10 protein-coding genes are annotated in these 13,566 nt (G+C 62.1%); 6 read left to right on the top strand and 4 right to left on the bottom strand.

Annotated elements, in window-relative coordinates; translation table 11 throughout:
* Positions 1–87 precede the first annotated feature (87 nt).
* Entirely contained in the window at positions 88–1,854 is a 1,767-nt protein-coding gene (locus ACYCCG_RS00855) for an NAD(P)H dependent flavin oxidoreductase family protein (protein ID WP_339443161.1), read from the bottom strand.
* On the opposite strand from ACYCCG_RS00855, the gene pdxR reads away from it, so the two are divergent.
* The 4 genes from pdxR to ACYCCG_RS00835 all read left to right on the top strand — a co-directional run bounded on the left by pdxR (position 1,855) and on the right by ACYCCG_RS00835 (position 9,074).
* Positions 1,855–3,345 (top strand): MocR-like pyridoxine biosynthesis transcription factor PdxR, encoded by a 1,491-nt coding sequence (gene pdxR, locus ACYCCG_RS00850; RefSeq protein ID WP_459669183.1) that lies wholly within the window; start codon positions 1,855–1,857, stop codon positions 3,343–3,345. It begins immediately after the preceding gene.
* Between the two features lie 248 nt (positions 3,346–3,593).
* Entirely contained in the window at positions 3,594–5,219 is a 1,626-nt protein-coding gene (locus ACYCCG_RS00845) for a methyl-accepting chemotaxis protein (protein ID WP_339533818.1), read from the top strand.
* A 741-nt stretch (positions 5,220–5,960) separates the two neighbouring features.
* Positions 5,961–8,675, top strand: a complete 2,715-nt coding sequence (gene mgtA / locus ACYCCG_RS00840) for a magnesium-translocating P-type ATPase (RefSeq protein WP_459669182.1) — start codon at positions 5,961–5,963, stop codon at positions 8,673–8,675.
* A 21-nt stretch (positions 8,676–8,696) separates the two neighbouring features.
* Positions 8,697–9,074 (top strand): DUF2493 domain-containing protein, encoded by a 378-nt coding sequence (locus ACYCCG_RS00835; protein ID WP_003254146.1) that lies wholly within the window; start codon positions 8,697–8,699, stop codon positions 9,072–9,074.
* 106 nt (positions 9,075–9,180) lie between these two features.
* Here the strand turns inward: ACYCCG_RS00835 and ACYCCG_RS00830 are convergent, their stop codons facing one another.
* The 3 genes from ACYCCG_RS00830 to ACYCCG_RS00820 form a co-directional block, all read right to left on the bottom strand.
* Positions 9,181–10,407, bottom strand: coding sequence for an MFS transporter (locus ACYCCG_RS00830; protein WP_209966652.1), 1,227 nt, complete (start codon positions 10,405–10,407; stop codon positions 9,181–9,183).
* A gap of 293 nt (positions 10,408–10,700) precedes the next feature.
* A complete protein-coding gene (locus ACYCCG_RS00825; RefSeq protein ID WP_459669181.1) occupies positions 10,701–11,576 on the bottom strand; it encodes a universal stress protein in 876 nt (291 codons plus the stop codon).
* A gap of 206 nt (positions 11,577–11,782) precedes the next feature.
* Positions 11,783–12,601: a helix-turn-helix domain-containing protein gene (locus ACYCCG_RS00820; protein ID WP_209966644.1), complete on the bottom strand. Its 819-nt coding sequence runs from the start codon at positions 12,599–12,601 to the stop codon at positions 11,783–11,785.
* A gap of 156 nt (positions 12,602–12,757) precedes the next feature.
* On the opposite strand from ACYCCG_RS00820, the gene ACYCCG_RS00815 reads away from it, so the two are divergent.
* A complete protein-coding gene (locus ACYCCG_RS00815; protein WP_176684121.1) occupies positions 12,758–13,183 on the top strand; it encodes an MAPEG family protein in 426 nt (141 codons plus the stop codon).
* 71 nt (positions 13,184–13,254) lie between these two features.
* Positions 13,255–13,488, top strand: coding sequence for a hypothetical protein (locus tag ACYCCG_RS00810; protein WP_339533813.1), 234 nt, complete (start codon positions 13,255–13,257; stop codon positions 13,486–13,488).
* Positions 13,489–13,566 lie beyond the last annotated feature (78 nt).

Below are 13,566 nucleotides of genomic sequence, written 5' to 3'. Positions count from 1 at the left end.
GCTGCCAACTTTAACCTGTTACGGGTTCAAGGGCCGAGCCTTGAGGCGTTAACCCAAAGCACACAGTGCGTGCTTTGATTGGCGGCATCAAGCTGCCGTGGCAGCGCCCGGCTTGCGTTCGTCAATCAGGATGTCTTCGAAGAATGCCCCGACAGGTTCGGTAGGGTGGCACAGTTGTATCTCCAGCACCCATACCACCTCGCTCGGGACAATCTCCACCTCGGCCAGCTTGTCCTGGCTATACAACACATGCGGGAAGTCGGCGATGCGATGCCCGGCCAGGTTGCGCTCCAGCTGCCAACCTTTGGCCTGGGCACTGCGCTCGGCGAAGTCATACAGTTCACGCCCGGTCAACCCGCGGCCCCAGGCCTGGCGAGTCTCGTCGAACACTTCATGCAGTGCCTTCACGCAGGCGTGGTGCAGGGCGTGCTGGCCAAACACGAACGTATCGCCATAGTCACCTTCATAGCCATCCCATACCGGGCCAACATCGACCACGACGATGTCCGTGGCGCGTAGCGCACGTTGAAGGTCAATGCCTTGCCGTGGCGTACGCACGGTATCGTCGCCAAATCGGATGTAGGTGGGGTGCCAGGTGTGTGAGGCGCCCATCGCCTGCAGGGTATGCGCGGCCATCTCCAGTGCCTGTGCGGTGGTCATGCCGACCTGCAGTTGGCTGGCAATGGCGGCCACGGCCCGCACCGACTGTTCGCGGGCCGCGAGCATGCCGTCCAGCGAATAACGTGGGCCGACCTTTTCCAGCTCAGGGTGCAGCGTGCTGGCTGCTGAAGCCTGCGTTGTCAGTGCACCACTGGCGACAAAGGCCTCGGCCACAAAACGATGGGGCTGTACCCCTGCCGCAAGGCATTGCTCGCGAGTCTGGCTGATCATTGTGGCATTGCCACAGGCGTAGACCTGGGCTTCGCCCCAGCGATGCGTCTGGCTGAGCGCCACCTGCTGTATACGGGCCTGGGCCGAGAGTACCGGTTGCCAGTGGAAGTGTGGGTGCACACTGCTGGACACGTCGAGAAATTCGCGGTCATAGAAATCCGCCGGCGATGAGCCACCCCAGTACAACGTGACTTCGGCATCGCCGGCCAAGGCCGTCAGCAGTAGCGGCTTGATGCCGGCGTAACCTGTGCCGGTGGCGAAAAGGATCAGCGGGCGTTGGTCATCGTGCTGCCAGGTACAGGCGCCCAGCGGGCCTTCGAGCTTTACCGTTGCACCTGCTTGCAGGGTGGGCAGCAAGCCTTCGGTGAACAGGCCGCCGCTGACCTTGCGGATGTGAAACACCAGTTGCCCTTGTTCCTGGGCGGGCAGGTTGGCGATGGAGAAACAGCGGCTGTCGCCGTTGCCCAACTGAAACCGCATGTACTGACCCGCCCGCACCTCCAGCGGCTGAGCAGGCTGCAGCACCAGTTCGACAATATCTGCGCTCAGCGCGCGCTTGCCAACCACCTGTGCCTGGGTTTCCAGTGCCGGGGCGTCCAGTGACCAGCCGGGTATTTCCAGACGCATGTCGCTGCAGGCGTGGCTCTGGCACAGCAACATCTCGTCGGCGGCCAAGGGATAGGAAGGCGGCGGTGTGTCCGCATCCCGCTGCTTGTCCTGATGCTGCCCCGATACCACCTTGACCTTGCACGAGCCGCAGGCGCCGCGGCGGCAGGAAAAGGGTACCGGCAGGCCGCTGGCGAGCATGGCATCGAGCAGCAGCTCCTGGCTGGCTTCGAAGGTTTTGCCCGAGGGCGACAATTCAATGACGTGGCGGCTTTGCATGAGCACCTCGGGGCAAATGGAGGTTCGATTGTTGCTATAGTCCAGGACCAGCAGAACCTCCAGTTTTGGATATTTCATATGGTCCAGCTTCGTAAATGGCAGCCACTGCTCAAACTCGATGGGGCACAGGCTTCGTACCGGCAGATCGTCGAAGGGCTGGTGGCCGCAATCAGCGAGGGTCGCCTGCGCCCTGGCACGCCGTTGCCGGGCACGCGGGAGATGGCGCAACTGCTGAACGTCAATCGCAAGACCGTGATCCTTGCTTATGAGGAAGCCGAAACCAAAGGCTGGCTGCAAAGCGTGCAACGCCGGGGCACCTTTGTCAGCCAGCAGCTGGCGCCTGGCACAGCGGCCGTTTGCGGTGCCGCGCGGCCTTTTGCCCTGGCGCTGCCAGAGGAACCTGCCGTTGCCTACTTCAAGGCGAACGAACAGGCTGTAGCCCAGCAAGGGCGTCCAGGGGCCTTGTTCTTCGACAACGGCGCCTGTGACCACCGCCTGCTGCCACAGGCTGTACTGCATCGTTATTACCGTAATGCCTTGCGCAGCAGCTTCACCAGCAACAGCGTGCGCCATGGCAGCGAGTGCAGCAGCCGCAATCTGCGCAGCGCCCTGGCCGATATGCTGCGGCACAATCGCAGCCTGAACGTTGGCGCCGAGCATATCTGCCTGACCCAAGGGGTGCAGATGTCGCTGTCCCTCGTGGCCAGTGTGTTGCTCAAGCCGGGTGACGTTGTGCTGGTCGAGCGCCTGAGTTACCCCCCAGCGTGGGAGATCTTCCGTCAGTTGGGTGCCCACCTGGTGACCGTGGAGCTGGACCATGAGGGGTGCCGGGTCGATCAGCTCGAGGCCCTGTGCCGGCAGCACAAGGTGCGGATGATGTACATAACACCCCATCACCAGTTCCCGACCACGGTCAGCCTGCCAGCCGGGCGCAGGCAACAGCTGCTGGAGCTGGCGCGCCAGCATGCCTTTTGCGTGCTCGAAGAGGATTACGACTACGAATACCACTTTGCCGGGCGGCCTTATCTGCCGTTGGCCAGCGACCGCCATCAACGGCACGTGATTTACATTGGCTCACTGTCCAAGCCTTTGGGCAGCACGTTCCGTTGCAGCTATATCGTGGCACCGGTGGAAGTGACAACCGTGCTGGAACGCAGGGCGATGCTGACCCTGGGGCAGGGCGATGCAGTCATGCAGCAGATGTTGGCGGACCTGATCAATGATGGCGAGCTGAAGAAACACCTGCGCCGGGTCAACCGCGAGTACCGGCGCCGGCGTGAGACCTTGTTGGGGTGTTTGCGCGATGCGTTCGGTGAGCAGATCAGCGTGCAGGCGCCAGAAGGTGGTCTGGCGCTGTGGGTGAGGTTTGCCGATGGGATCAACGTGGATCAGTTGGTCGACAAAGCGCTGGAGCTGGGCCTGGTGGTGCGCAGTGGGCGACAGTTTTCACCGTTTGGCCATGCCGAGAACGCCTTGCGCCTGGGGTTTGCTTCGCTGGATGCGGATGAGATCCGGCAGGCGACCCAACGCCTGGCAGACGCAGCGAAAGCGATTGGCAAGGCGCGGTAGCGGATGGCACGGGCTTCGCCCGTGTTCGCGGGCAAGCCCGCTCCCACAATAACCGCGCTGGCCTCAGGATTTATGCAAAAGGGTTATGCCCTCAAGGGTTTCGAGGCCTCTGGGTCTCAACGCATTCCGTTCGGTTACCGCACATAACCGCATCACGGCGCCTCAAGCCTGCGCCAGCACCTCCGATAGCTGCACACCCACCGTCGAATCATCGACCAGACGTGGTGCCAACAAGGAGTACTGCCTGCATGCTTGCAAACCTGAAAATTCGCACCGGAATGTTCTGGGTGTTGTCGCTGTTCAGCCTGACCCTGCTGTTTTCGACCGCCAGTGCCTGGTGGGCTGCCTTGGGTAGCGACCAGCAGATCACTGAACTGGACCAGACTGCGCACCAGTCGGACCGGTTGAACAATGCGTTGCTGATGGCGATTCGTTCCAGCGCCAACGTGTCTTCGGGCTTTATCGAGCAGTTGGGTGGCCATGACGAGAGTGCAGGCAAGCGCATGGCGCTGTCGGTGGAGCTGAACAACAAGAGCCAGGCGCTGGTCGACGAATTTGTCGAAAACGCCCGCGAACCCGCCCTTCGCGTGCTGGCAACCGAGCTGCAGGCAACCTTTGCCGAATACGCCAAGGCGGTGGCCGGGCAGCGTGATGCGACCCGCCAGCGTTCGCTGGAGCAGTATTTCAAGGTCAACAGCGATGCCGGTAATGCCATGGGACGGCTGCAAACCCTGCGCCAGCAACTGGTGACCACGCTGAGCGAGCGTGGCCAGCAAATCATGCTCGAGTCGGACCGGCGTCTGGCCCGGGCACAATTGCTGAGCGTGTGCCTGCTGGGCATGACCGTGGTGCTGGCGGTGCTGTGCTGGGCTTTCATTGCCCAGCGTGTGTTGCACCCACTGCGTGAAGCCGGTGGGCATTTCCAGCGCATTGCCAGTGGCGACCTGAGTGTGCCGGTGCAAGGGCAGGGTAACAACGAGATCGGCCAACTGTTCCATGAGCTGCAGCGCATGCAACAGAGCCAGCGCGACACCCTTGGGCAAATCAACAACTGTGCCCGGCAGCTGGACGCCGCTGCCACAGCGTTGAACGCGGTCACCGAGGAAAGCGCCAACAACCTGCGTCAGCAGGGGCAGGAGCTGGAGCAGGCCGCGACTGCCGTGACCGAAATGACCACGGCAGTGGAGGAGGTTGCGCGCAACGCGATCACCACCTCGCAAACCACCAGTGAATCCAACCAGCTGGCCGCGCAAAGCCGCCGGCAAGTCAGTGAAAACATTGACGGCACCGAAGCCATGACCCGCGAAATCCAGACCAGCAGTGCGCACCTGCAGCAGTTGGTGGGGCAGGTGCGGGACATCGGCAAGGTGCTGGAAGTGATCCGCTCGGTGTCCGAGCAGACCAACCTGCTGGCGCTCAATGCTGCCATCGAGGCGGCCCGTGCCGGTGAGGCCGGGCGCGGCTTTGCGGTGGTGGCGGATGAGGTGCGCACACTGGCCTACCGCACGCAACAATCGACCCAGGAAATCGAGCAGATGATCGGCAGCGTGCAGGCGGGGACCGAAGCTGCGGTGGCTTCCATGCAGGCCAGCACCAACCGCGCCCAGTCGACACTGGACGTGACTCTGGCCTCGGGGCAAGTGCTGGAGGGCATCTACAGTGCGATCGGCGAAATCAACGAGCGCAATCTGGTCATTGCCAGTGCGGCCGAAGAGCAGGCTCAGGTGGCGCGGGAAGTAGACCGCAACTTGCTGAACATCCGCGAACTGTCGAACCATTCCGCGGCAGGTGCGCAGCAGACCAGCGAGGCGAGCAAGGCGTTGTCGGGGCTGGTGGGGGAGATGACGGCGTTGGTGGGGCGGTTCAAGGTTTGAGCCGCTGCGCCTGCGTGGAACATTAAGATAAGGTTAAACTTATTCAAAGTTCCCTTTGCGGGTTGACTTCGATACTACGCTTGAATAAAGTTCGACCGCCCCGAGCGCGGGGCCTTTTTTCCCTTCACTGAAGAATTCAATGGACACAGTATCTAGTCGCTGTCTGACCCCTGCCGTATGGCCCGGTCAGGCACTTGAACCGGAACACCGGTCCCGACACCCCGGTCGGGCAAGCCGCGCCAGAGCCTGATGCTCCGCTGTGACTTGCCGCCGCCGGTGTTGGCCGGTTGGAGGCAAGCTCATGAACCTCACTTCATTCGTTTCACATCGCCAGCCTGCGTGCCTTGCGCCACAGCAGGCCCGCGCCTGGCCGCTGCGTCTGCACGGCTATCTTGACCACCACCAGGAACCCCCCAGTAGGTGCGGGGTGCTGGCGCGTCTTCATGCACGCTTGAGCCTCCGCACTTCTCACTGAATAACAGATATTAAACGGTATCTTTGTGCTCGAACTTTTCACGTTAAAAGTTCGCGGGATAACTATTGACCTGTGTTTATGAAAAGGGATTAAACCATGGATTGCGCGAGTAGAAAGTTCGCTGCCGAAACAACTTCCGACTCTCGGCAGCGGACAGACAACTGTCGGAAAGAACCAGCATTATTCAGCGACCCGACATGCCTTCGTTCACCGCCTGAGTGAAACGTCTGTGTGTCGTGCCGCCGCAGCGGCAGGAGCACAGCAACATGACTGTCAAACACCGTAACACCTCATCGGCCAAGGCCGAACGCGAAACCCGCCTGTCCACCCGCGCCGCCCGTGAAGCGCGCAATGGCCTGGCGGTCACCCTCGCCAACCTCGATGCCAGCGAACAGGGCCTGACCGAGCACGAAGCCGCCAAGCGCCTGGCGCGCAATGGGGCCAACCAGGTCGCCCACGGCCCGCAACCCCACGCCTTGGTACAGTTTCTCAAGGCCCTGCATAACCCGTTCATCTATGTACTGCTGACCCTGGCCGGGATCAGCTTCGTCACCGACTACTGGCTGCCGCTCAGCGCAGGCGAAGCCGACGACGCCGACCTGACCAAGGTCATCATCATCATGACCATGGTCAGCCTCAGCAGCCTGCTGCGCTTCTGGCAGGAGTACCGCTCGAACAAGGCTGCCGACGCGCTCAAGGCAATGGTGCGCACTACTGCCACCGTGTTGCGCCGCGAGCAGATCGGGCAAGCCCCGCGCCTGCGCGAAGTGCCCATGGACGAACTGGTGGCCGGCGACATCGTGCAGCTTTCTGCAGGTGACATGATTCCCGCCGATATCCGCCTGCTCGAAGCGCGAGACCTGTTTATCAGCCAGGCCGTGCTCACCGGCGAAGCGTTGCCGGTCGAAAAGTACGACACCTTGGGTAATGTCGCGCAGAAGTCCGCCGCCGAGCATGGCGCACATCAGGATAACCTGCTCGAGTTGCCGAACATCTGCTTCATGGGGACCAATGTGGTCAGTGGCCGCGCCCGCGCCGTGGTGGTCGCCACCGGCCGACGCACCTATTTTGGCTCGCTGGCCAAGGCCATTGCCGGTTCGCGCAGCCAGACCGCGTTTGACCGCGGCGTGAACAGCGTCAGCAGCCTGTTGATCCGCTTCATGCTGGTGATGGTGCCGGTGGTGTTCATGATCAACGGTGTGGTTAAAGGCGACTGGGGTGATGCCTTCCTCTTCGCGCTTGCCGTGGCAGTGGGCCTGACCCCGGAAATGCTGCCGATGATCGTCAGCGCCAACCTGGCCAAGGGCGCCGTGGCCATGGCCCGGCGCAAGGTGGTGGTCAAACGCCTGAATGCCATCCAGAACCTGGGCTCCATGGATGTACTGTGCACCGACAAGACCGGCACGCTCACCCAGGACCGGATCATCCTCGAGCACCATGTGCGCTTCGACGGCCAAACCGACAATCACATCCTCGAGCTGGCTTGGCTCAACAGCCATCACCAAAGCGGCATCCGCAACCTGATGGACCAGGCCGTGCTGCATTTCGCCGGCCAGGACCGCCAGTTCCAGGCGCCTTACGCCTACGCAAAGGTCGACGAACTGCCGTTCGACTTCATCCGCCGCCGCCTGTCAGTGGTAGTGAAGAATGCCTTGGGCGATCACCTGCTGGTAAGCAAAGGGGCGGTCGAGGAAATGCTTGCCATCGCCACCCATGTGCAGGAAGGCGACAAGGTCGTTGCCCTTGATCCGTGCCGCCGCCAGCAGCTGATGGCCAGTGTCGATGCCTTCAACCAGGACGGCTTCCGCGTGCTGGTGGTTGCCACCCGGGAGATCCCGGCGGCCGAAGGCAAGGCGCAGTATCACACCGAAGATGAGCGCAATCTGGTCATCCAGGGCATGCTGACCTTCCTCGACCCGCCCAAGGAAACTGCCGGCCCGGCCATTGCCGCCTTGCGCGACATGGGCGTGCAGGTAAAGGTACTGACCGGCGACAACCCGGTGGTCACGTCGAAGGTCTGCCGTGAAGTGGGCCTGGCGCCAGGCCAGCCATTGCTCGGCCAGGACATCGAGGGCATGGACGACACCACCCTGAAGCTTCAGGTGGAGGAACGCACCGTCTTCGCCAAGCTCACCCCGTTGCAGAAATCACGGGTGCTCAAAGCCTTGCAGGCCAATGGTCACACCGTGGGCTTCCTTGGCGACGGCATCAACGACGCCGCAGCCCTGCGCGATGCTGATGTCGGTATCTCGGTGGACAGCGGCACTGACATCGCCAAGGAATCGGCCGATATCATTTTGCTGGAAAAGAGCCTGATGGTGCTCGAGGAGGGCGTGCTCAAAGGCCGCGAAACCTTTGGCAACATCATGAAGTACCTGTGCATGACTGCCAGTTCCAATTTCGGCAACGTGTTCTCGGTCCTGGTGGCCAGTGCGTTCATTCCGTTCCTGCCGATGCTGGCGATTCACTTGTTGCTGCAGAACCTGATGTATGACTTTTCCCAGCTGTCGCTGCCCTGGGACCGCATGGACAAGGCGTTCCTCAGCAGGCCACGCAAATGGGATGCCCGCAACATCGGCCGCTTCATGTTGTGGATAGGTCCTACGTCGTCGATCTTCGACATCACCACGTTCGCCCTGATGTGGTACGTGTTCGCCGCCAACAGCGTCGAAATGCAGGCGCTGTTCCAGTCTGGCTGGTTCATCGAGGGGTTGCTGTCTCAGACGCTGGTAGTGCACATGCTGCGCACTCGCAAGGTGCCGTTCTTCCAGAGTACCGCTGCATTGCCAGTGGTATTGGCAACGGGGCTGGTCATGGCATTGGGTATCTATATCCCGTTCTCCCCTGTGGGCGCGATGGTTGGCCTGGTGCCGCTGCCGTGGGAGTACTTCCCTTGGCTGGTCGCCACCCTGCTGGGCTACTGCGTGGTCGCCCAGGCCATGAAGACCCTCTACATCCGCCGTTTCGGCCAGTGGTTCTGAGTCATTCAAGGAGAGCCGACCATGCGAGTACTGATCTGTGCAGGACGCAACTACGCCGACACCCGGCGCTGCCGGCAGGCCTTGGACGACGTCCAGCGCCAGCGGCCAATCCGGGTGTTGATCCACGGTGGCAGCCAGTTCCTTGGCGGGGAAATCGAAAGCTGGGCGCGCGAACATGGCGCCGATCTGGTGCGCTACCCGCCAAACTGGCAGCTGCACGGCAAGCAGGCCGAACGCTTGCGCAACCTGTTCATGCTCAATGACAGCCGCCCTGACCTGTTGCTTGCCTTGCCCGGTGGCGATGACACCGAGGAGCTGCTGGCCAGGGCCCGTGGTGCCGAGGTTCAGGTGATGTGCGCCAGGCAACCACGTCAGCCCGAGCGGGGCGATTGCAGCTAATGCAAGCGCCTGGGGCCGTACGGTACCTGTGGGAGCGGGCTTGCCCGCGAAGCAGGCGCCTCGGTTTCACGGCCTCAAGCATTGCGCAGCCGCCCTGGGCGGCTGCTCAGCCTGGCTGCGCCGCCAGATCGTTGCTGACGTTGCGCCCCAGCACCAGCACGGTGACAAAGCCACAGCCCACCAGCGCCGTGGCCAGGCTCAGCAGTACCGCAGTGCCCATATGGTCTACGACTTGCCCGCCGAAGAACGAGCCCACGGCAATGATCACCTGGAACATGGCCACGAACAGTGGCATGCCACGCTCGACATCCTTGGGCGCCACGACAAACATCCAGATATTGGCGCAAGCCGGGAACGCACCGAAGGCAAAGCCCCACAGTGCGATCAGCATCGCGGCACCCGTCATGCCGGTGGCGAAGTGCGGGAACAGGGCGGTGCTGACTGCGATCATGAGCGCGACCAGCATCAGCGTATGCCGCACGCTGCGGTTGGCTGCAAAGCCGGCGAAGATGTTACCCATGAAGCCGGCCACGCCATAAAGCAGCAACAATGAACTGATCGTAGGCCCGTCAAAGCCGGCATTCTGTTTGAAGAACGGTGCGACATAGGTGTACGCAGCAAAGTGTGCCAGGCCGATCAGCAATACGGCGATCAAGCCGACCCGTGCTTGCGGATTGATGAACAACGCTGGCAGGTCGCTGATGCGGATGGCTTTTTCCGGCATCAGCCGCGGCAGCAGGAATACCTGTGCCAGCAGCACCGGTACGCCTACCAGTGCAGTGACCAGGAACGTCATGCGCCAGCCCATCAGGCCACTCAGCCAGGTGCCCACAGGCACGCCCACGACGGTTGCCAGGGTTACGCCAGCCATGATGATGGAGTTGGCTTTGGCTACGCCCATCCCGTCAGGTGCCAGGCGGCCGCTGAGGGCGATGGCTGTGGCCCAGAAGCCGCCAATACTGATACCCAGTAGCACCCGGCCGGCCAACAGCAGGCTGAAGTCGCCGGCGTAGGCCACGATGGTGTTGGCGATGATCATGATCAGCGTCAGGCCGATCAGCAGGTAGCGCCGGTCCAGCGCGCCGACGCCTACGGAAATCAACGGGGCGGCCAACGCAGCCATGATGCCGGGCAGGGTCACCATCAGGCCGGCAAGGCCTGCACTGATGCCAAGGTCGCTGGCCACATCGTTCAGTACCCCCACCGGGAGGAACTCACTGGTGACCAGGGCGAACGCACCCACGGCTACCGAGAGGATTGCCAGCCATTGCTGGGTGACACTCTGTTGATTGTGCTCGGGAAGGCCGCGAGGGGCCTGGCTGTTGCTTGGCATGGGTTAGGTTCCATGAGGGATCTCGCCTGTAGCAGGCGCAGGAGCGGGAGGATTTGCAGGCGATTGTAGAGACGGCCTTGCCTGACCGACAGGCAGGCCGCTCGATAGTAATCATCAGTGCAATCGATGAAACGTCTCGCGTAGAGCGGCTGCTCTGAGCAATGACGTCCCGCTTGCGAATGCTATGGGCGGGGGGCTTTCTTCCCTAACCCGCGCGCCGTCAGGCTAGCCAAGGGCGCTTGTGCTTGACCCGGACAGGCGCAACAGGTGGCAGTGCAGAACGTTCATGCAGCCTATGGCGTCACCAGCACATCACACAGTGATTCGTTCAGCACATGCTTGGTGACGCTGCCCACCAGCAGCTCCTCCAGCGCGCTTGCCCCCTGCTTGCCGACCACGATCAGGTCGCACTCCAGCTCCTGTTCCTGCTCGACAATGCTCCAGCCAGGGTTCCCGTGCACCAGGATCTGCCGAGCGCCGGCCATGCCGGCAGCCTCACTCAACGCCGCGAGTTGTGCTTCTGCATCCTTGCGGATGACATTGCGGTACTGGGTGAGGGTGCCGTGGTCGATATGGGCGAAGCGCACGCTGGCTTCGAATGGCGCTTCGTACACATGCAGCAGAATGATCTCTGCTTGCGGGGCAAGGGCCTTGGCCAGTTTGATGGCGCGCAGTGAAACGGGCGAAAAATCGACTGGCACCAGCACGGTGCGGTAGGCATCACGAGGGGCCGGCTTGACCACGAGCAAAGGGCAGGGCATGTGGTTGAGCATTTTCTGCACGGTTGAACCCAGCAGCAGGCGCCGCGCCACGCTCTGGCCCCTGGCCCCACACACCAGCAGGTCGCTGTGCTTGTCCTGCACCACCCGGTTGATCTCCGTGATCACCGACCCGCTGGCGACCTGCACGCCAGCGGAGATACCGTAGCGCTGGAACAGCATGGCTGCCAGTGCGCGGGTTTTTTCGCCAGCGCTCTCCAGTACGCGTTTCAGCAGGTCGTCATCAGGCGTCATCAACTGTTTGAGGCGCTCGAAGGGTGCCGGGTTGGCAACGTAAAGCAGGTCCAGCGAGGCCTGCTGCGCATCGCTCAGGTAGGCAGCGCGCTCAGCTGCGTTGCGGGCGTGTGGGGAAAGGTCGGTGGCAACCAGTATGTGTTTCAGCGGGTTCATGTGGGGCTCCTTGTCCAAGGTTGCGCACCGTGATCAAGCGGTAAACCTTGAGCACAGTGCGCCTGGCGGTACTTGAGTCGTTCCTTGCGTGCAGCCATCGTCGCGCGAACCCGGCGCGAGGGCTTGATTTGGGTCAATGGAGTGTCGGTGCGGCGGCGGATCATGCCGGCAACAGCACGCAACCAGGCGCAGCCAGACCCTGACGTTCAGGCAGTAACGGCCGACCATTGCTCGAACGCTGCCTGCATTCTTTGCCGGGTCTGTGCGTCGGCGGGGATCAGGTGTTCGATGCGCAGTGATTGCACGGTGACATCCAGCGGCATACCGAAGGTGGTGAACGTGGACAGGAACCTCAGCTCGCCATACGGGGTGTTCACGCGGGTCAGCAACAAGGGGGTGGCTGTCGCCGTCTGGCACGGGCTTGCCGGGGCCGGCAAGTCGCGCAAGTGCGCTGCCAGTGCCAGATTGCCTGCGGCCTCCCTGGATGCGCGGTGCCAGGCTGCAGCGCGGATTTCCGGCGCGTTGGCCAGGTGATCACCCAGACCACCGGGGCACAGCAGTGTCTGCAGCAGGTTGAGGCCGGTCGCCGGCTGTGCGCTGACACCGGCCATCGCCAGCAGCAGCCCGGTACTGGTGTTGGCGGCGATGACGTCCCAGCTGCTGTCGATGACGATCGCCGGAGCGGGGTTGTTCACCTGCAGAATATGCTCGATGGCAGTATTCACCAAGGCCAGTTCAGGCGCATCGAGTGGCGTGGCGGCATAGCGGGGCGCGTATCCAGCAGCAACGAACACTTCATTGCACCGCTCCAACGGCGTATCCAGGGCCGACAGGAGGGCATGCAAGGTGCCTGGGCTGGCTTTGGCGCGTCCTGTTTCCACACAGCTCAGATGACGCTGCGACAGCCCTGTCAGCAGCGCCAGTTCCAGCTGGCTGAGGTTGGCCTGACGGCGCAGTTCGCGAAGATGCTGGCCCGCTGAGATGTGCGGGGCAGGGGTGCTGCGATGGAACAGATGATGATTCATGCGTTGCCCTGATCGTCCTTGAGTGCAATGTCCATGACCTCACGGGTCATTGAGTGCAAGCAACCCTATCACTACTGTGCCGGTAAACCCTATCAAGGAGAGCCCTATGGGCTTGCGTAACCTGGTGACCAGAGGCGTTGCCGAGGGGTGCCAGCCATGAGCGGTGCTCTGCAGGTCTATGCGCTGTGCGTGGTGGTGCTGTCCCTCAAGATGTTCCTGGTTTCTTGCTATCAGGGCTATCACCGCTTGCGCTTCGTCGCGTTCACCAACCCGGAGGACGCTGCCGTGTTCAGGCGCGTCGCCCAGGCCGTTGAACGCCCGCAGGTGATACGTGCTGCCAAGGTATGGGCCAACGATCTGGAGAACATCCCCATGTTCTTTGCCCTCGGCGGGCTGGCTGTCGCGCTGGAGGCAGCCACGCTGCCGGTGCTGTGGCTGAGTACGGTGTTCACGGTTGCCAGGGTCCTGCACACGCTGGCCTATCTGCGGGGCCTGCAGCCATGGAGAACGTTGTTCTATGGCATCGGGGTCATTTGCCTGCTGGGCTTCTGCTCACTCATCGCAGCGAAAATAGGCGACTGACCCAAAATATTGCATGAGTCATCTTGATGCTTTCACATAGCAGTACTAATACTTAAGCACTGCCGAAGGGGATGATCATGCAGACACGCTTCGTTGTGGTTCCCGCAGTGCCACCCAAGAAAGAGGCTTATCCTCGGCGGCTCGGCTTTCCCGCCGCACTAGCGGAGGGGTATGACCTCTATGACACGCAAGACAAGATGCGTCTGAGCATGAACTTTTCCACCCGTGCCCAAGCCGAGTTCGAATGTGCATGCCGCAACCGCTGTGGGGATGCCGGTGATGCAGATCTCGCCAGTATTGGTTGATCGCCTGCAGTGGCCCGGTTCTTGTTCCTTGTGCTGCTTTGCAGGGGCTATCGCCACATTCAAGCGTTTGCGATGAGG

Source organism: Pseudomonas sp. VEM90, from assembly GCF_054611535.1.
The sequence above is the reverse complement of the archived record's forward strand: the minus strand, read 5'-3'. Positions and strand labels throughout refer to the sequence as shown.